Annotated in this window: 23 protein-coding genes; 3 read left to right on the top strand and 20 right to left on the bottom strand. The window is 53.9% G+C overall.

The window, feature by feature from the left end; translation table 11 throughout:
* Window positions 1-25: 25 nt before the first annotated feature.
* The 12 genes from H7B67_RS25670 to H7B67_RS25615 all read right to left on the bottom strand — a co-directional run bounded on the left by H7B67_RS25670 (window position 26) and on the right by H7B67_RS25615 (window position 13,642).
* The gene (locus tag H7B67_RS25670) at window positions 26-619 is read right to left on the bottom strand and encodes a YdeI/OmpD-associated family protein (RefSeq protein ID WP_185122741.1); all 594 of its coding nucleotides are present in this window, start codon (window positions 617-619) and stop codon (window positions 26-28) included.
* Window positions 620-696: 77 nt separating this feature from the next.
* Window positions 697-1,206, bottom strand: a complete 510-nt coding sequence (locus H7B67_RS25665; RefSeq protein ID WP_185122740.1) for a GNAT family N-acetyltransferase — start codon at window positions 1,204-1,206, stop codon at window positions 697-699.
* A 6-nt stretch (window positions 1,207-1,212) separates the two neighbouring features.
* The gene (gene nagA / locus H7B67_RS25660) at window positions 1,213-2,379 is read right to left on the bottom strand and encodes an N-acetylglucosamine-6-phosphate deacetylase (protein WP_185122758.1); all 1,167 of its coding nucleotides are present in this window, start codon (window positions 2,377-2,379) and stop codon (window positions 1,213-1,215) included.
* Window positions 2,380-2,476: 97 nt separating this feature from the next.
* Entirely contained in the window at window positions 2,477-3,310 is an 834-nt protein-coding gene (locus H7B67_RS25655) for a stalk domain-containing protein (RefSeq protein ID WP_185122739.1), read from the bottom strand.
* Between the two features lie 332 nt (window positions 3,311-3,642).
* Entirely contained in the window at window positions 3,643-4,608 is a 966-nt protein-coding gene (locus H7B67_RS25650) for a DUF1835 domain-containing protein (RefSeq protein ID WP_185122738.1), read from the bottom strand.
* 80 nt (window positions 4,609-4,688) lie between these two features.
* Window positions 4,689-6,443, bottom strand: coding sequence for a hydantoinase B/oxoprolinase family protein (locus tag H7B67_RS25645; protein ID WP_342592638.1), 1,755 nt, complete (start codon window positions 6,441-6,443; stop codon window positions 4,689-4,691).
* A complete protein-coding gene (locus H7B67_RS25640) occupies window positions 6,440-7,945 on the bottom strand; it encodes a hydantoinase B/oxoprolinase family protein (protein ID WP_185122737.1) in 1,506 nt (501 codons plus the stop codon). The genes H7B67_RS25645 and H7B67_RS25640 overlap by 4 nt, the downstream gene beginning before the upstream one ends.
* Window positions 7,945-10,038 (bottom strand): hydantoinase/oxoprolinase family protein, encoded by a 2,094-nt coding sequence (locus tag H7B67_RS25635; RefSeq protein WP_185122736.1) that lies wholly within the window; start codon window positions 10,036-10,038, stop codon window positions 7,945-7,947. The genes H7B67_RS25640 and H7B67_RS25635 overlap by 1 nt, the downstream gene beginning before the upstream one ends.
* Before the next feature lie 29 nt (window positions 10,039-10,067).
* Window positions 10,068-11,420, bottom strand: a complete 1,353-nt coding sequence (locus tag H7B67_RS25630; protein ID WP_185122735.1) for a cytosine permease — start codon at window positions 11,418-11,420, stop codon at window positions 10,068-10,070.
* Window positions 11,421-11,434: 14 nt separating this feature from the next.
* Window positions 11,435-11,842 carry an OsmC family protein gene (locus H7B67_RS25625; RefSeq protein WP_185122734.1) on the bottom strand — a complete coding sequence of 136 codons (408 nt, stop codon included), beginning with the start codon at window positions 11,840-11,842 and terminating at the stop codon, window positions 11,435-11,437.
* Window positions 11,839-12,423 (bottom strand): TetR/AcrR family transcriptional regulator, encoded by a 585-nt coding sequence (locus H7B67_RS25620; RefSeq protein WP_221468906.1) that lies wholly within the window; start codon window positions 12,421-12,423, stop codon window positions 11,839-11,841. The genes H7B67_RS25625 and H7B67_RS25620 overlap by 4 nt, the downstream gene beginning before the upstream one ends.
* Window positions 12,424-12,829: 406 nt before the next feature.
* Window positions 12,830-13,642 carry a DUF2935 domain-containing protein gene (locus H7B67_RS25615; RefSeq protein ID WP_185122733.1) on the bottom strand — a complete coding sequence of 271 codons (813 nt, stop codon included), beginning with the start codon at window positions 13,640-13,642 and terminating at the stop codon, window positions 12,830-12,832.
* A 217-nt stretch (window positions 13,643-13,859) separates the two neighbouring features.
* Here H7B67_RS25615 and H7B67_RS25610 point away from each other — a divergent pair, with 217 nt between their 5' ends.
* The gene (locus H7B67_RS25610) at window positions 13,860-14,243 is read left to right on the top strand and encodes a YmaF family protein (RefSeq protein ID WP_185122732.1); all 384 of its coding nucleotides are present in this window, start codon (window positions 13,860-13,862) and stop codon (window positions 14,241-14,243) included.
* 53 nt (window positions 14,244-14,296) lie between these two features.
* Here H7B67_RS25610 and H7B67_RS25605 read toward each other — a convergent pair whose 3' ends face one another.
* The 7 genes from H7B67_RS25605 to H7B67_RS25575 all read right to left on the bottom strand — a co-directional run bounded on the left by H7B67_RS25605 (window position 14,297) and on the right by H7B67_RS25575 (window position 20,487).
* Entirely contained in the window at window positions 14,297-14,755 is a 459-nt protein-coding gene (locus H7B67_RS25605; protein ID WP_185122731.1) for a hypothetical protein, read from the bottom strand.
* Window positions 14,733-15,539 (bottom strand): hypothetical protein, encoded by an 807-nt coding sequence (locus H7B67_RS25600; protein ID WP_185122730.1) that lies wholly within the window; start codon window positions 15,537-15,539, stop codon window positions 14,733-14,735. Before H7B67_RS25600 ends, H7B67_RS25605 begins: the two co-directional genes overlap by 23 nt.
* A gap of 152 nt (window positions 15,540-15,691) precedes the next feature.
* Complete coding sequence (locus H7B67_RS25595) at window positions 15,692-17,947, bottom strand: ATP-binding cassette domain-containing protein (RefSeq protein WP_185122729.1); 2,256 nt, start codon at window positions 17,945-17,947, stop codon at window positions 15,692-15,694.
* 122 nt (window positions 17,948-18,069) lie between these two features.
* Entirely contained in the window at window positions 18,070-18,465 is a 396-nt protein-coding gene (locus H7B67_RS25590; RefSeq protein WP_185122728.1) for an SRPBCC family protein, read from the bottom strand.
* Window positions 18,462-18,791, bottom strand: coding sequence for a metalloregulator ArsR/SmtB family transcription factor (locus tag H7B67_RS25585; RefSeq protein ID WP_185122727.1), 330 nt, complete (start codon window positions 18,789-18,791; stop codon window positions 18,462-18,464). Before H7B67_RS25585 ends, H7B67_RS25590 begins: the two co-directional genes overlap by 4 nt.
* A gap of 211 nt (window positions 18,792-19,002) precedes the next feature.
* On the bottom strand, window positions 19,003-19,695 hold the full coding sequence (locus H7B67_RS25580; protein ID WP_185122726.1) for a DUF421 domain-containing protein: 693 nt from the start codon (window positions 19,693-19,695) through the stop codon (window positions 19,003-19,005).
* A 120-nt stretch (window positions 19,696-19,815) separates the two neighbouring features.
* Window positions 19,816-20,487 (bottom strand): helix-turn-helix domain-containing protein, encoded by a 672-nt coding sequence (locus H7B67_RS25575; RefSeq protein ID WP_185122725.1) that lies wholly within the window; start codon window positions 20,485-20,487, stop codon window positions 19,816-19,818.
* Between the two features lie 190 nt (window positions 20,488-20,677).
* Between H7B67_RS25575 and H7B67_RS25570 the strand changes: the two genes are divergently transcribed.
* Entirely contained in the window at window positions 20,678-22,030 is a 1,353-nt protein-coding gene (locus tag H7B67_RS25570; RefSeq protein ID WP_185122724.1) for a cytochrome P450, read from the top strand.
* Window positions 22,031-22,070: 40 nt separating this feature from the next.
* Complete coding sequence (locus H7B67_RS25565; RefSeq protein ID WP_185122723.1) at window positions 22,071-23,453, top strand: copper amine oxidase N-terminal domain-containing protein; 1,383 nt, start codon at window positions 22,071-22,073, stop codon at window positions 23,451-23,453.
* A gap of 70 nt (window positions 23,454-23,523) precedes the next feature.
* Here the strand turns inward: H7B67_RS25565 and H7B67_RS25560 are convergent, their stop codons facing one another.
* Window positions 23,524-24,237 carry a methyl-accepting chemotaxis protein gene (locus H7B67_RS25560; protein ID WP_245364108.1) on the bottom strand — a complete coding sequence of 238 codons (714 nt, stop codon included), beginning with the start codon at window positions 24,235-24,237 and terminating at the stop codon, window positions 23,524-23,526.
* Between the last annotated feature and the right edge of the window lie 133 nt (window positions 24,238-24,370).

Here is a 24,370-nt window from a genome sequence, read left to right as displayed (position 1 = left end):
TCCGCGCCGAGCGCAGAGTTTTAGGCTAGTCGTCCAATCCCTTGCCGTTAAGGATATGCGGGATATATTTTTCGATTCGCGACTCTCTCGTTTTGGCCTGCTTGGCCCCGGAAAAATGCAAGAGGTACGCTCTTTGCCGCCCGGGAGTCAAAGCTTCGAAAGACGACTTTAATTCCGGGATCTCATCGAACTTGTTTTGCAGCTCTTCCGGTATGGCGTATTCCGTATTCTTTTTAAACTCGATTTGCAGACCGGCTTTCTCTGCTGCGATGGCTTCATCGATATAGGTTTTTAAGATTAGCTGCATCTCGTCGATTTCTTGAACGCTGGTGAACCGAATCTGGCGCGCAGCCTGTACGTTCTCCGTTTGTTGGATGAGGATCCCATGGGGATCCTTTAACAACGCGCCTTTATGGAACAGAAGCGCGCAATACTCTTTGAAGCCGTGAATCAGAACGATGTTTTTGTCATCAAACGTATAACAAGGATGCATCCACTTAAAATCTTCGGTCAGCCCGCAGTCAAGAACGATTTCTCTTAGCAGCTCGAATTCTGCCTTCCACTGCTTGAGTTTGTTGAAATAGGGATCGATCTTAGGGTTTCTTTCGCCTTTTGCCATGCAAAGCACGCTCCTCCGCTAATGGACAAACCACTGCTCGTCTCCCATTATAATCGACTTGCTCCCTCATGGAATCGTTAATTTTCTTTGGCATATAAATACGTCAAAATATCGCGATTCTTTGGATTCAAAAACTGTTTCTCAAGAACCATTCCCAGCTTCAGCGCAACGTTTCTTGACGCTACGTGATTAGCGGGCATATTGGCGCAGATTCGTGTCAACTGCAAGGTTTCGAAGCCATACCTCATCAAAGCATATGCCGCCTCATATCCAAAACCGTGACCCCAGTAATTGGAATGGACGATATAGCCTAAGTCATTCTCGAGATCCCCATTCATTTCAATACGCAGCAATCCCGCATCTCCGATCAGCTCTCCGGAATCCTTAAGCTCGACCGCAAACCGGCCAAAGCCGCTTGGGTAAAGCTCCAAGCCTCGATTGGCAAGCCATTGCTTGCTTTGACCGAAATCGAAAGGCGACGGCCAGAAGCTCATCGTTTCTCGGTCGGACAATATTCGATGCAATTGGGGAAGGTCTTCCTTCTGATACTCCCTGATTCGCAGCCTGTTCGTTTCTAACCGAATCAACCCTTGTCACTCCTCTTTTGCCTTATAGACGACTTGACCTTCCACCATAGTCCAGACGACATTGAACTGCTCATCGAGCAAAACCAGGTCCGCGTCCGCTCCCCTCTCGATCCGCCCCTTGCCGGGGAGCCCAAGAATTTGGGCGGGCGTTCTCGACGCCATCGCGACGGCTTCGGGCAAAGGAATTCCCAATTGGACCGTGTTCCTCAACGCCTCATTCATGGTGACCGTACTGGAAGCCAGGGTGCCATCCTGTAGACGGGCGACCCCGTTAACCACTTGCGTATCATGCCCTCCGAATTGGTATCGACCGTCTCCCAAGCCCATGGCTTGCAACGCGTCGGTAATAAGGACGACGCCATCCGGGCCTTTGATGCGATGCAACAGTCTAACGATAGCAGGATGAAGATGTACGCCATCGACAATGGCTTGCAGGCTAACCTTCTCTTCTTCGAAAGCGGCTGCGATGAGACCCGGGTCGCGATGATGAATCGGCCGCATGCCGTTAAAACAATGGGTAATATGGCTGGCGCCGTGCTCAAAGGCAAGCTTCGCTTCCTCATAAGTCGCATCGGAGTGGGCAATCGCGACGATGATTCCTAACTTGGTCAAATAATCGATCGATTCCATCGCGCCGGGAAGCTCCGGAGCCAGAGTAATCATCTTCAATCGATCCCCTGCGTGAGAGAGAATCGTCTGCAGCTCATCTAGATCCGGGTGCCTTAAGTAGCGTTCGTTCTGCATCCCTTTTCGCTTGGGATTTAGGTATGGACCTTCTATATGAATCCCCGCGATACGGGCTCCGGCTTCTCGACCCGATACCCGTGCGACATTATGAATCATCTCGATTAGCTGCTCGATCGTTGAACTGACGGAAGTGGCAAGAAAGGAGGTGCATCCGGTCTCGGCGCAGGCGATCGATACTTCCTCGATGCTCCGAATTGTGCCGTCCATCATGTCGTAACCGCGTGCTCCATGGATGTGGACATCGATCATGCCGGGTATTAGCAAATTCCCTCGTCCGTCTATCTGTCCAAGATGGGAGATGGAACCTGCTGCTTTATCCTCTTGCATTACCTCGACGATTTTACTTCCTTCAACGACTACTGCGGCATGCTCCAGTATTTCGTTCCGCAAGGCGACGCGAACATTCGAAATCTGCAGTGAAGCCATTTTTAGCCCCCCCGTGTGCGTCAAGATTTTGGTCCTCATTTCGACGAGAAAGGCCATCCCGGACGGGATGGCTCTCATGCAAGCTGGATCGACTATCTTATTGCGAGCCGGAGCGGTCCAACAGGCGTCCTTTTGCGAGCAGGTAGTTTACGTCATTGCCAACGGCCTCGTTTTTAATGGTCACCGTGATGGTGCCGTCCTTCTTGACGGCCGGCCGTTCCCGCTTCGGGTTCAAGAATTGCGCGCCGGCTTCGGTAATAAGGTAGGCTGCGGCATCGGCATCCCCTTCAGGAATGTCGGCGCCCGTTATGTTCTTGGCTTTGATAGTAAAACTTTCTTTGACAGCGTCGAAGGTATATGAGATAGGCGCGAACGCATTATTGCTCGCGATTGTGCCGGGAGGAGCGATCATGGATCCTGTCTCAGCGTCCTCCAACGTATACTTGATCATATTCGTTTGCATGAGGTTGTCGCCCGTCATCGAGTAGATCTTGGTCTGCGGATCGACGCTGCTCTTGATGCCCAGATGCTTGGCTAGCACGCTAACCGGGATGAAAATCGTGTTCTTCTCTAGTACCGGAGTCGTATCCATCTCCGTGGCGCTGCCGTCGACGATAACCGTCTTGGACCCGAGAGAGAACTCGACCGTCTTGCCGCCCATGCCGATCTTCGCTTTTTTGCTCTTCGCGTCGTAGCTTACCTTGGCTCCGAGCAGTTCGCTGATCGAGCGAAGCGGTATCATGATCCGCGACTGTTTGTCGACGTAAGGAGCCTTCGGCGCCGTGTAGAGCACGTAATAATCGTTGATCTTCAGCAAGACCGGATACGATTTTGCCTCTGCTTGAGCCGGTTGCGAACCGACGCCAGATAGGCTTCCTACGGTAAGCAAAGAGGCTAGTCCTAGGGTTAATAACTTGTTTCTCGCTTTCACAATGTTGTCCTCCCATAAATAGAAATCAGTTTCAAAAAACTAAATCGTGGGAACTTCTCCTATTGTCGGGTTAACCGCGTTCGAAGATCAACGGACTATGAGTATCATTCCTTGCCCATTAACGATTCCGGCCACGTAACGTTAGTAAAGGTGACCTCGGCGAATTTGCCGTCCGTACCGGACGCTACGGCCAAGCCCGCCGTGAACTTCCCCGTCTTTACGGCCTTCAGCCAGATCGGCCAAGTGCCTTCGATGACGTTGGTTTTATCGTTTTTGTCGGCCCCAATAGACGCCTTCCTTTACTTAATCGTAAATGGACGGCGTCCCTATCTTTACACCTCGCTGCCTGAATCATGAATCACTTGTAGGAAGGAATCCCAACGCCATCGCGGAGTATCCCCTTGCAGATGCACTCCGCCATACCATCTATCGATTCCTCTTTTCGCGATCCAATCCTCTTTTCCATCTTTAACGGATTTACCAAAATCGGTTAATACAGCCTCGCAATCCAGGCCGCGGAATTGGATTAACGGATACGGATCCTGCGACATGACCTTTAATAGATGCCAGTATTCCAGATCGCCCATACCTAAAGTATGGAGCCTATCGCCGACATGCTTGAACAACTCATATGGTGAGTTTAGTCCGGCGTGGAGCATCTCGAGCGTGGTCTGCTCTACGATTCCTAGGCCGTTATGCGTAGACGGGAAACGCGCCAGATGGGCTCGGTATGCATCATGTGCGAATGGCAGCGCGGACGTATCCCGACTTAACAATTGCCCAAGCATTTGAGGATTATCTGCCGTATAAGCTTGCCAGAATGCTTTGCCTAACTCCAACTCTTCAGCCGAGACGGATTTCCATGTTCCCGACAGCGTCTCCATTTGCTTAACGGAGAGCTGCCCCAACCCTCGAAACAGCTCGATACCCGGATATTCTCCGATGGACAATAAACTCAGCTTGGTTTGCAGCATGGGTCGTTCCGAGAAAAAATGAAGCAAATAGCACAGCATGGTCTGATCGAACAAATCATGCTCAAACCAGAGTACGACTTCCTCGTATTTATGAAATTCGGAAAGGATTTGCTCTTGCCTTCTGCTGATCTGTACGAATTCGGAACGAGGTATGCCCAACGTTTGTTCCAAGTGTTGCGATCGCATGGCGCGATTGTCTATCTCAGCAGGATCTTGAAATACGGGGCCATGAGGATATACTTCCCTCCACACTAAGATCTCCCCTTGCACGACGCCCTGCTTTAGCTTCTCCGCCACCGAATCCCCGTTAACGATATGAAGCACGTTAGTTCCCCCTCCTTCTCTCCGTATTATATAGGATAAAAAAGCTATCCCACATCCAACGGATGTAAGATAGCCTATTCCTATCGTATATTTGATTGAGAACGAAGCTGTTCCGTAAGGCGCTCGTTCACCCGAAGCGAGCCGGATTCTTCTTCAATAACGACGCCGTATTCGGTCTCCGCCGCTGACGCGGTAACGAGTCCGTTGCGAACGTCCTCCAGCACGCGCTCCGGATCGCGCGCATACGGATCGCCCCATCCTCCGCCGCCCGCCCGGTGGAACGTGATGATGCCTCCCGGTTCCAACCCGACGTGGAAAGCAGTCTCTCTCACCTCGAGAGGCTCCGTCCTGCGATCGTCCAGGATCACAAGGTTCGACGGAGCGTCGCCTCCGCCGGCGAGCCCGCGGGTCGTGTTGCGAACGCCGGCCATCATTACGCTCGTGTAGCTTTTCTCCAGATGTTGAATTTTCACTTCCAATCCGGGAGCTCCGCGGTATTGACCCGGCCCCGTGAAGTCCGGCACATATTCGTGCTTCAGCACGCGGCTCGGATATTGAAGCTCGTTCATCTCGATAGAAGGCAGGATGACGCCCGTCATCACCGGCGGGTACAGGCCCCAGCCATCGGTTTGGAACGCGCCTCCGGCGCCGCCCGTGTATCCGTAGAAGTTCAGGTTTACCCACGGTCGACCATCGGCATAGGTGCCGTTGGAGTACGCCAGCGGCAGCTTGTGCGCGTTTACCCCGGCTCGCTCAGGCGCGCATTGCGAGATCGCCAGCAGAACGGCCTCCGCGATCTCCGCGCCGACGCAGGCGGTCGCATGACCGCATGGAGCCGGGAGACGAGGATTAACGACCGTGCCGAGCGGCGCCGTAACCTTCACGGGATTCATGTACCCTTCGTTAATCGGAATGCTCTCGTCGCAGCAGGTCGACACGGCAACGAAAGCGAACGACGTCGTATTGGACAACGGGCTGTTAATGAAGCCTGCCGCCTGGGGCGAAGAACCGGTGAAGTCGATCTCCAGATCGCTTCCCTTTACCGTGACCGTAGCTCGAACTTTAATGTCCCGATTACCTTGAAAATCGTGATCCGCGTACGTCTCCGCCGTATAAACGCCGTCCGGCCAGCTGGCGATCTCCTCGCGGACTCGGGTTTCCGTATAGCGAATGCGCTGATCGATCGCCTGCACGACGGAAGGGGCACCGTACCGCTCTAACAATTGATCGATGCGCTCGGCCGCCATTTTGCACGCTCCGATCATGGCGTCGAGGTCTCCTTCGAGCCAATGCTTCAGGCGATTGTTGCCCAGGATCATCTCGAACACGTCCAGCCGCTTCTCGCCGCGTTCATAAAGCTTCAGCGGCGGAATACGCAGCCCGTCGTGCCAGATATCGCGCGAGCGCGGATTGTAGCCTCCGGCCACGGGACCGCCGTTATCCCCCATATGGCTACGCACCGACGGAAGAAGAATCGGACGCCGGCCGTGGAAGACCGGCATGACAATCGTCCAATCCAGACTGTGAGAGCCGCCGTGGTACGGATCGTTCACCAGCAGGATGTCTCCCGGATGGAGATCGTTCTTGAATGTCTCCATCAGTTGGTCGACGGCGCTCACGATCGCGTACAGATGCAAGGTGCATCCTGGCGCCTGCGCGACCAACCGCGACGAACCTTCCGAGAAATCGAAGATGCCGGTCGTAAAGTCGTGCGCTTCGTTAAAGATCGGCGATCGGGCGGTTCGGGTCACGGCAGCGCTCATCTCTTCCGCAACGGAATCGAGCGTACCGCCCACGACCTGCGACAGGATCCATTCGTTCATCTTTCTCGTCACCGCGCTTCCCCCTCTCGATCCTTCTTTGATACTCCAGAGCCGTAAGAGTATTGAATTACCGTGCCGGGCAGGACCGACAGCCCCGCGACAGTTCCTTGCCACCGGCGTCCGTCCCGTTCGGCCGATATCATCTCTTCGGCGCGCTCCGCTCCTTCCGGCGCAAACAACGTAGCCTCCCACTCGCCTTTCAAGACTTCGATCCGTACTTGCATGGTTCCGTCCTCGGCAAGCTCGCGTCCGGTCATGCGAAGACCGTCCCTTCGCTCCAGCTCTTCCGCGGACACCAGCCTGCGTCCTCCCAGCAGCGAGGGCGGGCCGCTGACGCCTTCGGCCGAAGAGAAGCCCGGCTCCAGAAACAGAATAGACGTCTGCTCGCGCGAACCGAGCGGCGAGTATAGGACAGTGAGCGGCGCCATTCCGCCAACCTTGGCGAACTTCTCTTGTTGACCGGCGCCCTCGTTAAGCGCGCTTGTCACCGCTGCGGCCGCCGCTTGGCCCGACGTTTCGAATCCGAGAGACGTCGCGGCGGGGAATTCCGGATTGACGATGCTTCCGGCAGGCATCTCGAAGGAGTACGCGTCCAACAGGCCGTCGTTAATAGGCAGTTCGTTCAACTGATTGCCCATCAGTGCAATGACCGCGCAGGCTTTGACCGTTTCCGGACTGCTGTTGAACGGAGCTTCGACCTGTGCCGAACTCCCCGCGAAATCGAAGAACAGGCGAGCATCCTGACGGTGCAGGCGGACCCGCACCTCGATCTCTTGTGCTCCCGCTTTCACTGCCGCTTGCCCGGCAAACGACAGTTCGGAGCCGAATGGGATCGCTTCAAGCGTTCGAGCCGCGGTATGCGTGGTCATACGCTCCACCGCTTCGGCAACGCGCGGGACTCCGTACGCATTAACGATCGCGCGCAAGCTCGACTGCGCTTGCCGAAGACTGGCTAACATCGCGTCCAGATCGGAAGACAGAATATCCGGCGTACGGCTGTTCGCAAGCAGGAAGCGAAGAACGTCGCGCCGCAGCTTGCCCCCCGTATACAGCTTGGTCGGCGTAATGCGCATGCTCTCCTGCCAGGTCTCGAACGCCTCCGGATGATAACCGCCCGGATACTCTCCGGCCAGGTCGGTCATCTGGGCGCGAATCGCGGGCGTAAACGCCAGTTCGCCGTCGATGAAGAAGGGCAACACCATCGTCAGCATTTGTCCCTTCGTCCCGCCGCCGAATACGTCTCCCGTAATGAGCACGTCTCCTTCCTCGATATCGAAGGCGAAGCGATCGAAGATCGCCCGCGCGCTCGATCGCAGCGCGAAGAGATGCTCGGCCTGTCCTTGAACCTGATGGGCCAGTCCGCCAGTCGGAGTGAGCGTGCCGACCGCGTACGCCCTCGCTTCGGCAATGATCGAAGAGCGGGAGATCCGCTGGAGCTGCTCGCCGGCGTGCCGGTTGGCTGCGGCGATTTTGCTATAGATGATTTGATCTTCGATGCGGTTGCGGGAAGGCATCAGACGGCCTCCCTTCCTTGTCGCACTTCGATGATGCAGTTGCCGTTCGCGTCGATCAGCGCCTCGTGGCCGGGATATACGACGATCGTTGTCCCCCACTGTTCGATGATCGCGGGACCGACGACCAGATTGCCCGGCACCAGCTTCGCCCCATCGTAGATGCTGGTCTCGTCCGGCACCGGACCGAAGTAAGCCTGACGCTTCGAGACAAGAGCCGCGGACGGATCCTCCTCCCCGAACGGCGCCTCCTGCAGATGAATGCGGTCCCGTACGCCGACGAGGTCGAGACGCAAGTTCAAAATCTCGATCTCCTGCTTCGTATCCTTGTGGGCGTACAATCTCTCGTGCAGATCATGGAACGTCGCGATGGTCGCTTCCATATTCAGATCCGTGATTTTACGCGTGCGGGTTCGAATCGGGACGGTCACTTCATGCACTTCACCCGCGTAGCGCATGTCGACGAATTTGCGGACCTCCATGTTCAGCTTCAGACGGCCGCCATCGCCGAGCTTCTCCCGAGCCGACTGCTCCATCCGGTCGAACAGGCTGTTGATCTCGTCCAGCTTAAGATTGGCCGAGCTGCCGTAGAATGTGCGCAGCTCCGTCACCTTCAGATTCGCGGCGACATCGCCTAACGCGCACAGCACCGGCGCGAAACCGGGCACGATGACGGTGTCGATTCCCAGATCCTCGGCCTGTCTCCCCGCATGTAACGCGCCGGCGCCGCCCGCGGCGAGAAGGGCGAAGCGTCTAGGATCGTAGCCTCGCTGCGTCGTCACGAACCGTATCGCGTTCGACATGTTGTTGTTTACGATCTCGGAGATGGCAAGCGCCGCCTCGATGACGGAGATGCCGAGCGGTTCCGCGATTGCTCGCCGAATAGCCTGCTCGGACAGACTGCGATCCAGCTTCATCTCTCCGCCGAGGAAGTGATCGGGGTTAATGTAGCCGAGCACGACGTTGGCGTCGGTCACGGTCGGTTCCGTTCCGCCCCTTCCGTAGCAGGCGGGGCCCGGCGTGGAGCCGGCGCTGCGCGGGCCTACCTGCAGCAGACCGCCGCTGTCGATCCAAGCGATACTTCCGCCGCCGGCACCCACCGTATGGATATCGAGCATCGGCAAGGCCACCCGAAAACGGCTGATCCAGCTCTCCGTCGTCAGCGTCGGCTGCAGTTGTTCGATGACGGATACGTCATAGCTCGTCCCGCCCATATCGACCGTGATGAGATCTTTGTAACCGATCCGTTCGCCGATGAATGCCGCAGCCGTGACGCCGCCAGCCGGTCCCGACAGCAAACAGCTGGCCGCGAGCTGGCCGCTCTGCACGATGTTCTGCACGCCTCCGCTTGATTGCATGACGAACAGCTCCCCGGCGAAGCGCTGCTCCCGAAGCCGCGATTCCAGCCTCTCCAAGTAATGCTTCATGGAGGGAGCCGTGTATGCGTTCACGATCGTCGTGCTGACCCGCTCGAACTCTCGAATCTGCGGGAGCACTTCGCAGGACAACGACACGAACATCTCGGGCGCTTCCTCTCCGATGATCTCCTTCACGCGCCGCTCATGCGCCGGATTCAAGAAGCTGAACAGAAAGCAGACGGCGACCGCTTCCACCTGCTCCGCTTTGAAAAAGCGGATCGCCTCCCGGACCGCATTCTCGTCAAGAGGCGTAACCGTCTCCCCTTGCGAGCCAAGCCGTTCGGGCACGCCAATGCGCAGTCGCCTCGGTACGATCGGATAAGGAGCCGGCAGACGGGGAGAAAACACGCTTTCCTTATACCCTCGGCGGAATTCGATCTCGTCCCGGAAACCCTCCGTCGTGATCAAGCCGACCTTAGCTCCGTTATATTCGAGAATGGTATTGGTAGCGACCGTCGTGCCATGAACCAGCAGCGTGCAGCGCTCAAGCAGCTGCGTCGTACTGACATTTAGCAAGCCGGCCATTTTCTCGATCCCCTGAATGACTCCATCCGAAGGATCGGGCGTTGAAGGCGTTTTGGTTGCCGTCAGAGCTCCGTTCGAGTCGAGCGCGGTCAAATCCGTAAAGGTCCCGCCCACGTCGATGCCTAGCATCCAGTTGTTCGTTTCCGTTGTCATGGTTGAAACCTCCCAAAGCTTATTTCACGTTAGAAGCCCGTAGAATCCTCCGTCGACTGTCCCCATTCGTACGGAACCCGCAACAGCTTCAGTACTCCGGTGAGCAGCGGGTATATCGCAAGTCCGAGCAACGTGGAGTTGATCGGGCTGATGCCCCAAGAAATATGCGAAGCGATCACGCCGGCGGCGATAACGGCGACGATGGCAGCCAGATTAATGAGGCTGTAAGTGGTTCCCTCCCCGAAACGGTACGAATTGCGCCGGACTATCCAGTGATCCGCGATCATGACGCCGGCGATCGGCGGAACATAAACGCCAAGGAAGTTCAAGAAGGGGACAAAATGATCCTGATAACCCGTTAGCGCGATCAGGATGCCAAGCGCACCCATGATCAGAACGAGCACGAACTTCGGAAGCTTCACGACATTCCTCAGGCCTAACGCGCCGGTATACAGATTATTGTCGTTGTTGGACCACTGCGCGAAGACGAGGATCAGGAAAGCGAAGAATCCCATGCCCAGCTTCGCCATGACGGCAGGAATATTAGGCGTGGAGCCGAGCTCCGGCAGCTGGGCGGCGAACGTCATGGCCGCGCCCGCGACGACCGAGAAGATCCCGCCGATAAAGTAACCCGATGCGGCTCCGAGCCCGCCGGCAAGGGGCGTACGGCCATAGCGCGACACGTCCGGGAAAACGACTGCGCCCAGAGCCGCGTTGCCAACGACAAGCGTGATGCCGGCAAACATGCTAAGCGATGTACCCGTGGGCTGCATCGAGAACAAATTGCCGAGTCCGCCGGATTCATCCGCGGCAACGAAGATTCCCCAGACGGACAACAGGACGACGAGCGGAACGGCTATGAAGCTTAAGTACGTAATTCCCTTGTAGCCGATGAACGCGGTTGAGATCATCAGGATGCCGCCCCATACGATGGCTACGTTCGGATCGGAGAACCAATGGCCGGGGAACATCTGCTCGATAGTGGATCCGAAGAACGCCACCTGCCAGCCGAACCAGCCGATCCCCATCGTCAAGGAAAGCAAAATGCCGAAGAGACCAGATCCAACGCGGCCGAAAGCTTGGCGGGCCAGCACCGCGGTGGCAACCCCGTGCTTAGCTCCCATCCACCCTTGGAAAAAGCCGTAAACGGCCAAAATCAGCATGCCGATCAAACCGGCTGCGATCGCTTTCCCGAACGACATGCCCGCTGCGAGCGAACCGCCGACGAAGATCGTGGACAGGGAAATGATCCACCCGCAGCTGGTGAAGGCTACATTGAGCAAGCTTTTGCGGTGGGCCTGCGGCACCGGTTGAATGGCGTAATCCTCGAGACTCGCGCGGCTGTCTTTGCCGGCAGTTGCGATGTTTTCTTGTACGGACATGGGTAACCCCCGCTTTACGTTTTAATGTTGTATTGAATCTCGCTACCGCGTTTCAAGGTGTTGCCTATCGTGCACAGACGGGAAGCGTGAAGCAGCAATCTTTCCTTTGCCTCTACCGGCACGTCTCCTGGAAAATCGACCGAAACCTCCATATTTTCAACTCGAGGCGCTCCGATTTTGGCTTTATGGGGGTCAACTTCAACCTTCAGGCCGTCGCTCTCCTTCCCGGCCTCATCGAGAAGTTTGACCAGCGTCACCGCGACGCACAATCCGAGCGATTCGCACAAGATGTCCATCGGGGACTGGCTTGCGCCTTCCGGAGGTTGATAAGCGCCGTCGCTATTCACCGTAAATCCTCTGTTGCTCCAAGTGATTGAGATCATCATCAAGTTCCTTTCATGCTGCAGGATGGGAATAATCAAATGCCGAGCAGCCCGAAAAATTCGAAGCGTGCCGTCTCTGCCGCCAACTGCTCAGCCGTTTTAGAGGTCAATGGGGACTCCGGGACGGTCGGACCGAACAACCACCTGGCAATGATTCCTTCAATAAGACTGACTAGCAGCGACGCTCGAATGTAGGAATCGATGCCTTGCGGCAGCATGTTGAGCTCCATCGCCCGTTCAATGTTTCGCTGAAAGGCCTTTTCCATTTCGATTCTCGTCTCATGGACCTTGTACCGGATGTTATCGTCCGTTCCCGTACCGACCAATAGCAGCTCCATTAGATAGCGGTTTTGACTGGCAAAACGGAACAGCGAGGCCAAGAGCGACTCCGAAGCGGTAACCATGTCCTGAACGGTACCCGAATGGCTTCTGTAGCCCTGTTCGATCACCTTAGCGATTTCTCTTTTTCCGTTATCGATGATTTCAAGCGCTATCGCTTCTTTGCTTTTGAAATGCCAATAGAACGTGCCTTGCGCGACTCCTGCCTGCTGGACGATGTCGGAAATCTTAGTGTTGTGATAACCGTATTTCGCGAAACGTTCCAGTGCTATGCCGAGCAACTCGTTTCGTCGCTCCTCGCTCTTTTTCGAGTTTGCTTCCTCGCGTGCGATCGTTCTTCACCTCCAGATTTCATAAAACCGATCGACTAGTCAGTCAGTTTTGTTAAAACATATCCTATAAGATAACTCGGTATTTTGTCAACGATTTTGGGGAATTTTGCAATGTTGTGGAGGATTAGCTATAAATACTTGGCGATCCTGGGGCTTGTACATTGATCAACCGCAAGGCTTTGGATACCGAAGTGAACTTTCAGCCGATCTCGAATCTATCGTTCCGGGGAGAGGATCGGAACTTCTGCATTCGGGCTGCCGCTCTAGGGCTGTCCTTATAGGTAGACCCCCCTTTGCCCGCCACGCGAACCCAGACTTTCGGTCCCCCCCAAACGCCGCTCTGCGGTGACGGCAATCATTGAATAATGGCTTGAACCGGTTTGCCTGTCAGGCTGCTTTCGAACATATCGATAATGACAAGGAAGTGTTCTGCTTCGCGAAAAACATGATCCGCTAACAAGGGATGAATGATGCTTTTTATTTTGCAAGCTTCAATGAGATCCCGAGCCGTTTTCTTAAAATCGCGAAGCGATTTAACGGATACTCGGTTTTGATCCAGGAATTGATCGAGTAACGGCACCGTTTGCGATTGAGGTCGCATAGAATCCAAGTCTCTGGCTTGAAATAATAATTGGTCGAATTCTTGGCTGAAGTTGTTTGCTTGTTCGACTAATTTCCTCTCGGATGGATCGAGCAAGTGACTAATAAATTTGGCGTGGTCAGCCATTATTCTTAGGAAAAACACATTCTCGTCAATAATCGAATCCGGTAACGGCTCTAACCGGCCTTGATTCAATTCTTCCAATCGATTTCGGAAGTAATTGGCTTCCCTGCTCACATGATCGACCAGTAAGGGGAAATTATTGGCGCCGGGAAGCTGACAAGTCAGGATTAAGCCTAGAACTTTTCTCTTGAAAGCCCATATCAAGGACACCGCGGTATGAACTTCTTGATTAAATCTCACGATCGCGGAAGGGTCTGTTCCGAACGTATAAGCATTAGCCCTATTTTCGATATTCTCGAAGACGGAATAAAATTGATTAGCCTCGTTAATCAATTGAGTATCTTCACATCGAAACCCCAATCTAAGAAATAATGAGTGTTCCTTCATGATCCTCGACCAAAATCTGATTTCTTCTAAAGATCGTACGACAAATGCATCTGACATGGGTCATTCCTCCCTTCATGTTCTAGTCAATTCATACGATATGAAGTTCTTGCTTGGTCATATACCCGCCATCTTTTAGAAGCGCGTTGATTCCTTTGAATGTTCGATCGTTATATTGCGGAACAGGCACCAACCCGCATCTAGCCAACATAATGTAAAAAGCAGCCGGTAAGCGCGCTATCCAAATATTTTCAAGAATGAAGGGGGATTCTTGCTATTGGAAATTCCGATATCAGGCTTGGTTTATTGCTCGGATGATTCCGACGGACATCATTCTCATAAGCTTTACATTACATCGTGGGACGGAAGGCCCGTGCATGTTCATGCATTCTCCGGCGTGACTTCATTCGATGTCGGTCATTCCCATGAATATGCCGGAGTCACCGCTCCGGCTCCCAGCGGGGTGCCTCACGTTCATGAGTACCAGACGGAGACGACCTTTAATGACGGTCATACGCATTTCATTCGAGGCAGAACGGGCGACGCTATTCCTTTGCCCGGCGGCGGACATTATCATTTTTTTGAAGGTTACACCACCGTTAACGGAAGGCAGCCCCATGCGCACGCTTATCAAGGAAGAACCGGAAATGAATCGATGTAAATGTGGGTTAAGCAACGAAAAACTCGCCAATCCATGCTGCGGCGAGTTTTTTTCTACCCGGTTATGGCCATGCCCAAAGCTTTATGGTCCCAGAGTATATCTTCTACCACGGACACCTGATTATCTTCGCACGTTACGATGAGAATGACCTCTCCCTTTTTTCCCTTCTTAATTTGAAGTTGATGTTTATCTCGTTTGACCAGATACAGGATCCAGCTCAGAGCGACCCCTATCGCAAATCCGATCAAGGCACCGGCAATTCCCCAGATGATAGGCCCGCCTGGCCAGACGAAGCCTTTGCTGGCGCCGATGGTAGAGAGTAAAAAGGCAAAAATCATCCCTTTATCTATAAACGACAGTCCATCCGCCCGGTGGATATTATCGAGTAGTCTCGGTTCTTTTTTGCGCAAATCAAGCGGAACCGCGTAAATGGACGTTATTCCCTTCTCTTCTAGCTCAGTAATGGCTATTTCAAGGAGAGTCGAGAATTCAAACGTGGCCAAAATCTGCATGTTTTTTGTCTCCAATAGCAATAAGATGTCCGGCGGGCTGGTATTTTTCTATAAGCAGTTTTTTTTGAATGTCATTAAACAAATTGTTATTTTCCACGGTATTCGCGTAGGCGTCATAGACCGTAAAAAAATAAAAAGAAGGGAAATACATTAACCATTGTTTGTCAAGAAAGGATAACGATATTTTCCAGTCCCCTAAAATCAAATAGTGTAAACCCAAGATCAAATTGGAATTCCATACGATTACGATAGTGCTTATCAAAATAAAGGTAGCCAAAACGATTCGATGAAGATACAGCTGGCCTACGCTCGGGATTCCCATCGACCATACGACGGCGAGCCACGGTTTGCGTTTATCCAGATAATTGATCTCCAGAGCCCCAATGCTGAATTCGGTAAAACGCCCGTTTTCTCTTTGCGCGAGAACGTAAATTTTATTCAAATCAACGGCGGTTCGATAACTATCATAGATCGCAAATAGGTAAACGGGGATATAAAGCGACATGAATTTAGGATCCAACACGTCCCGAGCCGCTTGAAATTGCCCGTTAAAAGTATGAACCATGGCTAAATTCAAGTGGATTTTCTGGTTGATAAACATCTCCCACAGAATAAGAGCATAGCCGCGCAAGTACTTATTCAAGAGCAAATGACCAAAACCGGGAAAAGCCATAGACCAGCAAGCTATCGTAATCGGGTTTCGTTTATGCAGCTGCGTTGTTCCCAAAATGCTGACGTGCGCCAGGTAACGCCTGTTGCGATATCGACTCCTGAAATTATCCATACAGCCTCCGGATATTACCAATCTTAGGAATATCGTGTCCTTTTCTCCGCGAGGGTATTCAGGGAGGAATGACAAAAGAGCCCTGCAAACAGGGCTCTTGTAGATGGAAGTTCGGAAATCGCGATTTCAATGGCCGAACGGCTGGAATTGCCTTACCTCAAGTATTTTCCCGTGATCGATTGCTCGGAATGGATGATCTGCGACGGCGTGCCCTCGAACACGACTTGGCCGCCTTTGCTGCCTCCGTCCGGCCCCATGTCGATGATCCAATCCGCTTGAGCGATCACCTCGAGGTTGTGTTCGATGACGATCACGGTATTGCCGGCGTCCACGAGTCGGTTCATGATGGCAAGAAGATGGCCGATATCGGACATGTGCAGGCCGGTCGTCGGCTCGTCCATCACGTAGATGCTGCCCTTCTTATGCAATTCGCTCGCCAGCTTGATGCGCTGGCATTCCCCGCCCGAGAGCGTGCTGAGCGGCTGGCCGAGCGTAATGTAGTTGAGTCCCACGTCGCTCATCGCCTGGAGCTTGCGCACTACTTCTTTTAAATTGAAAAAATCCAACGCCTGCTCCACCGTCATCTCCAGTACTTCCGCAATGGACTTGCCGTTCAGCTTGTACTCGAGCACCTCATCTTTAAACCGTCTGCCTCCGCAAACCTCGCAAGGCAGCTTCACGCTCTCCAGGAACGAAAGGTCCATATAGACGACGCCCAACCCTTGGCAGTTCTCGCATGCTCCCTTGGAATTGAAGCTGAACAAGCCTTGATTCACTTTGTTCTCGGTCGCGAATGCCTTGCGCACGTCGTCCATAATGCCCGTGTAGGTCGCAGGATTGGAGCGCGTCGACACGCTTACCGCCGATTGGTCGATGACGATCGCCTCCGGATGCTGGCCGAGGAACACTTCGTTGATCAGCGTGCTTTTGCCGGAACCGGCCACGCCTGTTATGACATTCAAGACGCCGGTCGGAATATCTACGCTCACATTCCGAAGGTTATGCAGATTAGCCTTCGTGATGGACAGCTTGCCCGATGGCTGCCTGCAATCATGCTTAAGCTGAAGCGGGCGCTTCATGTGGGTCCCCGTCAGCGTACCCGACTCCAATAGGCCTTGATAGCTGCCCTCATACACGATGTTGCCGCCTCGGCTGCCCGCGTGAGGACCGACGTCGACGATATGATCCGCCACCTTGATCACGTCGGGATCATGCTCGACGACGATCACGGTATTGCCCTTATCCCGCAGCTTCACCAGCAGCTCGTTCAATCGATGCACGTCGCGAGGATGAAGACCGACGCTGGGCTCATCGAAGATGTAGGTGACATCCACCAGGCTTCCGCTCAGATGCTTCACCATCTTGACGCGCTGCGATTCGCCGCCGGACAACGTATCCGTCTCGCGGTCCAGAGTTAAGTAGTCGAGGCCGATGTCCGCCAGATGCTGAAGCCTTTCGGTCAGCGACTTCACGACCGGCGCGACGACAGGCTCATCAATCTCCCGAATAACTCGGATAAGCTGTCCGACCTCCATGGAAGACATCTCCGCAATGTTGAGTCCGTTGATCCGGCAGTTAAGCGCGGCCTGGTTGAGCCTTGCGCCGCGGCAGCCGGAGCACGCCCCCTCGGTGATGAACGGCGCCACGGTTCGCTGCGTGCGCTCGGACTTCGTCTTCAAGTCCTGCTTGATGTATTTGTTGGTGAACTTCTCGATGACGCCTTCCACCGTGATATTCGTCGCCTTGCCGGCGAAATCCATCTTTACTTTCCTGGCCTTGGCGTACAGCAGCTGCTCCAGTTCCTCGTCCGAATAATCGCTCAGCTTCTTGTCGAGGTCAAAGTCCCCCGCCTGCACGATCATGTTCCATTCCCAGCCGTTCACCCCATAGTCCGGCAGCAGAATGGCCCCTTCGTTCAGAGACTTCGACATGTCCAGCGCTTTGCTCATATCGACGGCCAAGCTGCGGCCGATTCCGTTGCATTCCGGACACATGCCTTGGGGGTCGTTGAACGAGAACAGATTCACGGACCCGACATGGGGCTGACCTAATCGGGAGAAAAGAAGACGAAGAATAGGAGAAATATCGGTGATCGTTCCCATCGTGGAATGGGAGCCGCCGCCCAGCCGTTTCTGATCCACGATGACGGCCATGCTCAGGTTCTCGATCGCGTCGGTATCCGGTTGGGGAACGTGAGGCAGGAACGTTCGAATGAACATGCTGAAGTTCTCGTTGAGCAATCTCGTGGATTCAGCGGCGATCGTATCGAAGACGATCGAAGACTTGCCCGATCCGGATACCCCGGTGAAGATCGTGATCTTGCGTTTAGGAATGCGTAAGGATACGTTCTTCAGATTGTTCTCTCTCGCGCCCTCGATTACGATAAACTCCTGGTTGGAACCGCTCATACAAAACTCCCTTCCGAATCTGTTCATTTAGAGTTAGGGTGCATAGTCCGAAGTGCAGGAAAACCGGCTGCACCGATTGCAGCCGGTTAAAGGTAATTTCTATGGTTCAAGCTGTCAGGCGATCACTCCGCCAATAGCTTCTCCAGCTCCTTGTTCCAATTCGTCCAGCCATACTTGGCTCCGTTGAGCGCCGGAGGGCTGGAGATTCCGGTTTGCTCCAGATGAAGGTTAACCTTGCCGTCTCCTAGATCCTGCAGCGTCCAAGTGACCGTATGCTTCTCTCCGCCCGCCCAAGTATAGGACAACCGGGTCGGTTCCTCGACGATAAGCACTTCGCCTTGGATGATTCCGTCCCAATATTCGGACGGCTGAGCCCGGAACGTAAACTGGTGCCCGACGATCGGCTTAAAATCGTTCTCTAAAGTCCACTTGGCAAGCTTGCTGGAATCGGTTAACGCGGACCAGAGCTTCTCGATCGTAGTCTTGTATTCGAAATCCAAAGTTAACGTTAAGCTCATTCTTCATCCTCCTGCAAAAATAGGTTTAACCTCATCAAATTCGTCGTCCAGAAGTGGGTATAGTAAGCAAGCCAATCTTGAACCTCTCTAAGAGGCATAGCGTTTAGCTTATATCGCGTTTCTCTGCCTACTCTGCGGTCCACTACCAGTCCAGCTTCTTTAAGTACGGTCAGGTGCTTCGATACGGCTGTCCGCCCCATGTCGAAATGGACGGTTAACTCATGAAGCGGCACCTCTCCTGACTCTGCCAACAATCGAATGAGTTGACGCCTCGTCGGATCAGCGATCGCGTCAAACGGATCCCGTGTCGGTTTGTTCTCGCTCACAACACCCTCTCCTAAGGTTCTGTCGACTCTCTAACCGGACCTCTTATGGTAACGACTCGATTATAGGACACCGTTTGGTGTCGTGTCAACAGCTGCAATTGAATTATTCTCCCGTTAAGAAGCCTATTATCGACTCATCGTAACGCGTAAATCCCCTAGACGCAAGTCAAGCCGGACCTGGTCTAGGGGATTCGTTCATTGTTTTAACTATTTAACAAGACTTCCTCACGCTCGGAATCGCCTCTAGCTTCCCTTCCTCCGTCCATTCCGCTAACGCAACGGTACGAATATCGGCGAATCCGAGCGCCTGCAGCTCTCGGCTTAGCCACGTTTCGTCCCGTCCGATCGCGGCGAGTGCTTGGGGTTGAACAACCCCCTTCTCGACCAGACTTCTGGATAAGACAGCCTTGGGGGAATCGAGATGAAGATCGCTGCGGCTGACCTCTTCATAGGCGGATTTGCGCAATACGCTGAGAGAGCCGTTCGTCTCATAGATGGCGTATGCAACCTCGCTGACCGAGAAGACGTCCCTCTGCCGCAGCATCATTCGCAGCTCCTCGAACTCCATGCTGTTGCGCTTCATCGCGGCCAAATCGATCTCTCCGTCCACGATTAGCAGCTCGGGTTTGCCCTCCAGACGCCTGCGGAACGGCTTGCCGAACTCCATGATTTTCTCGAACGCATAGGATAGCGCTGCCCAGAACGCCAACGCGAAGAGGAGCTTCCAGAAGCTCGCCTGCTCGTCGTAGATCGTATTGCCGACCAGATCGCCAAGCACCAAGGAAGAAACAAAGTCGAACGGCGTCAGCTGGGCGATCTCCCTTTTGCCAAGAAGACGCGTCATTGCCCATAACCCCGCGAAGGCAATCGCGAGCTTGGTCGCTATCTCGGCGTAATCCTGCATCGAAATCCTCCCCTCTCCGTCTTTCCCGTTACTTACCCGCGTCCGTCCGCGCTGATAGATGATTAGAATTCGATAGGATTGGAGAGTGGAAAATAAGAGAAGTCGGGAGTTTAGATTGATCTAGCGCGATTCGAAGTACGAAATCGGGTCGAGTTCGGCCGTCAGCCATTCTTCATCCTCGCGGAACAAACTCTTCTGCACGGCGATGATCCCGCTGCGTTTGGCCAATCGGTTCATCTGGTTCTGCATGAACCTGGAGTTGCATAGGACGACGACCTCCTCGCAACGGGGCAGGAACCAGCGTTGAAGCTCCTCCCATCTCTCCGTGATTTCATGCTGGAATACCAATGGCTGCCCCTTGGACATCATTCTGCGGTTATCGATCAGCAGCTTCACTTTGCCCAGTCTCAACGGTCGGCAGGCGGCTTTCAATTCGGCAACGATTCCTTTGATCTCATCCACGGATAGAGCGCCAACCACCTGCCACGTGATGAGATTTCGCTCCGAGTCGACGCGATAGAAGAACCGCTCCTTAAGCGGCCGTTCCAATTCCCTCTTCAGTTGCGCCGAGTTCAGGGAGAAGCGTTCTTGATCGAAGAAATAACGGATGTCGATATCCAGCGTGTTGCAGAGCAGCTCTATGTTTTTGAGAGAAATATTTCGTTCGCCCCGTTCTACTCCTCCGATGTACGTACGATCCAGACCGGAACGGGCGGCCAGCATGTCCTGCGACATTCCCGAGCGCAGACGCAGTTCTTTTAGCCGCAGCCCGAAATCCTCTAAAATGTTCATGGCACCACTTCCTTCCGCGCATTCTCTTCGACGACTTCTATCATACTCCCCAAATAGGTCGCTCGCAAAATGATACTCATAGTCCGTCGACTTTACCATCCTTTCCCTATTAGCATAAAAAACGGTCGAGGCGTGCGTTCAACAGCTGCTGCATGGAAACGCGCTACGGCGCGAGAAAGGAGTATATGGAATGAGTACCCAATTGCAAACAACCGTCCCGCAAGGACCCAAAGGTTCCTTGCTTGGCGGAAATCTGATGGCGTATCGGAAGGATCCTCTGGGATTCCTGACCGATCTGCAGAAGAATTACGGAGGAGTCGCCAAGATCCGGTTCGGCCCTCAAACGATGTATGTTATCTACGATCCTGAGCTGTTAAAGGAGTTGCTGATCACCAAGCAGGAGCACTTTATCAAGCTAAAAGCTTTTCAAGAAGCGAGGCTCTTTGTCGGCGATGGCGTAGCGACGAGCACGGGAGAGAAGCACAAACGCGTTAGACGACTAATCCAGCCGCACTTTACCAAAGCGCATATCCAGGGTTATGCCAAACAGATGGCGGACATCGTAGAACGGGAATTGGACACATGGCAGCCTGGTAGCAGCCGGATGCTTACCGACGACATCTCGGATATCACATTCGCGATCATTGCCCGAACACTCTTCAGTTTAGAAGGCAAAGAACACTCGCGTTCCATTCGCGAGCCGTATGAACTCATTAACCGGATGTGCGCCGAACGGATGCGTTCGCTTGTATCCGTTCCGCTGTTTGTCTCCACTGCCAAGAATCGAGCTTATAAGTCCGCTCTCGCGGCACTTGACTATGCGGTTTACGAGATCATTAACCAGCGTAAATCGAACCCTGAAACCGGTAAAGGCGATTTGCTGTCCGTGCTGATGGAGGCCCGGAACGATCGCGGCGAGGGCATGACGGATCGGGAGCTTCGCGACGAGCTGATGATCATGTTCATCGCCGGGCACGAAACTTCCGCTAACGCGTTAGCCTGGGCCTTCTCGTACATTATGCGAAACCCGGTGGTAGAACGGAAGCTCTATGAAGAGTGGGACCGGGTTCTGCAAGGAGCCGCTCCGACGGAAGTCACCTATATGCAGCTCACCTATACCCAGAATGTACTGTGGGAGGCGCTGAGACTCCGTTCTCCCAGCTTCTTCACCGGACGTTCCGCCATCCGCGACGTGGAGATTGGACCGATCAAGCTCAAAAAAGGACAATCCGTGCTGTTCAGTCCCTATGCGATCCATCATAATCCAACGTACTTCCCGTCACCCCTCTCCTTCCGCCCGGAACGGTTCGAGAACGATCTGCTCAAACGAATCCCTCAGTACGCATTTATTCCATTCGGAGCCGGTCCTCGGGGATGTATCGGGAACCACTTCGCAATGCTGGAGATGGTCATTGCTCTGTGCATGATCGGTCAACGATATCGTCTTCGCCTTACGCCCGGACATCCGCCGATCGAAATGGAGCCTCTCATGACCTTGCGTCCGAAGAACGGAATTGAGGTCGTGGTAGAAACGCGTACGTAAATGAAGGTTTAAAAACAAGTTTATCTTGGGAGGAACAATCATGAGAAAATTAAGCAGAACGCTGCAAACGGCAGCAATCATCGCAGTTGCTTTCAACGGCATGGCTATGGGCGGAGCGGCCTTTGGCGCCGATGGTACAGCAGCTCTGTTGAAAGTGAAGGAATTCCGGTATTTGGACAAGGAGATGGACCGGATCTCTCTGGAAAAAACGGGAGCTCCGGACGGAACGCGCGACGGCCATCTCCGTTTGCTGATCGATGCGGGCGAAGGAACGGAAATCAAGTCCATCACGATGAAGACGGCAGACGGCCAAGGAACCGACACCGGACATGGAATCTGGGCATCTTGGAAGGAGCCGAGCGACATCGGCAAGTATCTGCTCGCCGTCGAGCATGACGGAAAAACGATCAATGATACTTTTAAAGAATCGCTTGGTCAATTTAAGGGAGTCAATCAATTCGACCTCTACGCTTCCGACAACAACAGCATGAAGGAAGGCGAATATTATTATCTCGAGATCGAGACGAGCGCAGGACTCGTCAAATCGGAGGTCACGCCTTTCGCGGATGCCGCTACCTCGTACGCTCCGGTGTTGATTCGCGAATTCAGCTGGGCCGATCTGAACCAGGACAAAATCGGCAGCGCCGCATTCGGCGAAGACGGAAGCAAAGACGGCCATTTCAAGTTGAAGCTGGCGTTCGCGCAGAAGACGAAAGTGCTGGCCGTGATTCTTCGCCCGACCGATCAAGACGGCAAAGAAGTGTCGGCCGGCATCTGGCGCACCAACCGGGCCGGCGTCGGCTGGCTTCTGGGACTCGTACAGGGAGATAAAATCATTAATCCGGAGTTCAACAAAGACGAGACGGCGCCGGTCGGCTCCTTCCGAGGCACGGTCTCTCTCGATCTGTATGCTACCAATAACGGTTCGATCAAGAACGGTCAGAACTACGTCATTGAAGTCGAGACGCAGTTCGGAACGGTGAAATCTACGCCGATCGAGTTCGGCAAACAAGGTTCGATCTATACCGACACTACCGTATTCCCGTTTAAAACGATATCCCTGAAGCTGAATTCTAAAGAAGCTGCGGTGGACGAAAAGAACTTCAAGCTGGATGTTCCCCCCTTCTCCCTGGATAGCCGGACGATGGTTCCGCTCCGCTTCATAAGCGAGGCCTTCGGAGCGAAAGTGGAATGGGACAAGAAGAACGGCAGAATTACCATCGCCAAAGACAGCAGCAAAATCGAACTCGTGATCAATAAGAAACAAGCCGTCGTGGACGGCAAAACGGTTAATCTCGATTCGCCCGCGATCGTACGGAATAACGTCACGCTGGTTCCCGTTCGGTTCGTCAGCGAGTCGCTTAACATGACGGTATTCTTCGACGAAGGCGAGATTTACGTAACGGACGCGAAGCAACAATAATTAGAATGCAGCGAAGGGAACCGCGAAGCCGCGGATCCCTTCTTCATGCTGCTCGGTATTCTGGATAAACTCACAATTGCTTCGCGAATTCGTTCAGCTTCTCGGACATGGCTCGAATCTCGTCGATTAGGCTCGATAGCCGTTGCGTCGACAGCGCTTGCTCTTGTCCGGTCTTGGCGATCAGTTCGATGGATTCGGCCATCTTCCCCGTCACGTCCCGGAAAGAACCCAGCGTGGACTGAATGCTGCGGGTCGAATCGACGGTTTGTTTGGACAGCTTGCGGATCTCGGTGGCAACGACCCCGAATCCTTGGCCCGCTTCGCCCGCGTGCGCCGCCTCGATAGCGGCATTGATTCCCAATAGATGCGTTCGATCGGCTACTTCGTTGATCATCGACACGACGGCATCCGTATTCTTGACGTTCCGTTCGGCTTCGTCGGAGAGGCCGAGAAGCTCCCCGGTAACGTCGGCGAGCCCGTTCGATCCTTGGGCGATTTGCAGGATCTGTTCATTCGCGGACGACAAGGAGCGCAAGATCCGGTCGGCGATCCCGATCAACTCGCTGTGCTTGCGAAGCTGAACGGCTAATCCTCCGATTACTCGGCCTTCCTTATCGTGAAGCGGGGTTGCCGTACCGATGAATTCAAACCCGTAATATTGCGCGGGAACTTCGGCCTTCAATGCCGTGTCGCCGCTCATCGCCATGCTTAACGGTTCCTCCGCATGAAGCGGCTGGCCCGCTTGAATATTCAAATCGATCTCTTCGCCGGGCCAATAAGCCAAGAATTTCTCCCTATCGCATAGGGCAATGGATAAATCCGCGGGAATGGCCGATTTCAAGATCGGAATAATTGCTGCTAAAGCTCCTAGAGAATCGATACGATTAATCATTTCTGGCTTCCTCGTTTCCAATGCG

The organism is Cohnella thailandensis, from assembly GCF_014212135.1.
GTDB classification, from domain to species: Bacteria; Bacillota; Bacilli; order Paenibacillales; family Paenibacillaceae; genus Cohnella; species Cohnella thailandensis.
Note: the sequence above shows the minus strand (reverse complement) of the source record. Positions and strands in the feature narration are given on the sequence as shown.

Bases quoted from the DNA above. Each gene is read 5' to 3' on its own strand.
- H7B67_RS25670 (WP_185122741.1), bottom strand. From the start codon at position 619: ATGGCAAAAGGCGAAAGAAACCCTAAGATCGATCCCTATTTCAACAAA.
- nagA (WP_185122758.1), bottom strand. From the start codon at position 2,379: ATGGCTTCACTGCAGATTTCGAATGTTCGCGTCGCCTTGCGGAACGAA.
- H7B67_RS25640 (WP_185122737.1), bottom strand. From the start codon at position 7,945: ATGCCTTCCCGCAACCGCATCGAAGATCAAATCATCTATAGCAAAATC.
- H7B67_RS25635 (WP_185122736.1), bottom strand. From the start codon at position 10,038: ATGACAACGGAAACGAACAACTGGATGCTAGGCATCGACGTGGGCGGG.
- H7B67_RS25630 (WP_185122735.1), bottom strand. From the start codon at position 11,420: ATGTCCGTACAAGAAAACATCGCAACTGCCGGCAAAGACAGCCGCGCG.
- H7B67_RS25615 (WP_185122733.1), bottom strand. From the start codon at position 13,642: ATGTCAGATGCATTTGTCGTACGATCTTTAGAAGAAATCAGATTTTGG.
- H7B67_RS25605 (WP_185122731.1), bottom strand. From the start codon at position 14,755: ATGCAGATTTTGGCCACGTTTGAATTCTCGACTCTCCTTGAAATAGCC.
- H7B67_RS25600 (WP_185122730.1), bottom strand. From the start codon at position 15,539: ATGGATAATTTCAGGAGTCGATATCGCAACAGGCGTTACCTGGCGCAC.
- H7B67_RS25595 (WP_185122729.1), bottom strand. From the start codon at position 17,947: ATGAGCGGTTCCAACCAGGAGTTTATCGTAATCGAGGGCGCGAGAGAG.
- H7B67_RS25590 (WP_185122728.1), bottom strand. From the start codon at position 18,465: ATGAGCTTAACGTTAACTTTGGATTTCGAATACAAGACTACGATCGAG.
- H7B67_RS25580 (WP_185122726.1), bottom strand. From the start codon at position 19,695: ATGCAGGATTACGCCGAGATAGCGACCAAGCTCGCGATTGCCTTCGCG.
- H7B67_RS25575 (WP_185122725.1), bottom strand. From the start codon at position 20,487: ATGAACATTTTAGAGGATTTCGGGCTGCGGCTAAAAGAACTGCGTCTG.
- H7B67_RS25570 (WP_185122724.1), top strand. From the start codon at position 20,678: ATGAGTACCCAATTGCAAACAACCGTCCCGCAAGGACCCAAAGGTTCC.
- H7B67_RS25565 (WP_185122723.1), top strand. From the start codon at position 22,071: ATGAGAAAATTAAGCAGAACGCTGCAAACGGCAGCAATCATCGCAGTT.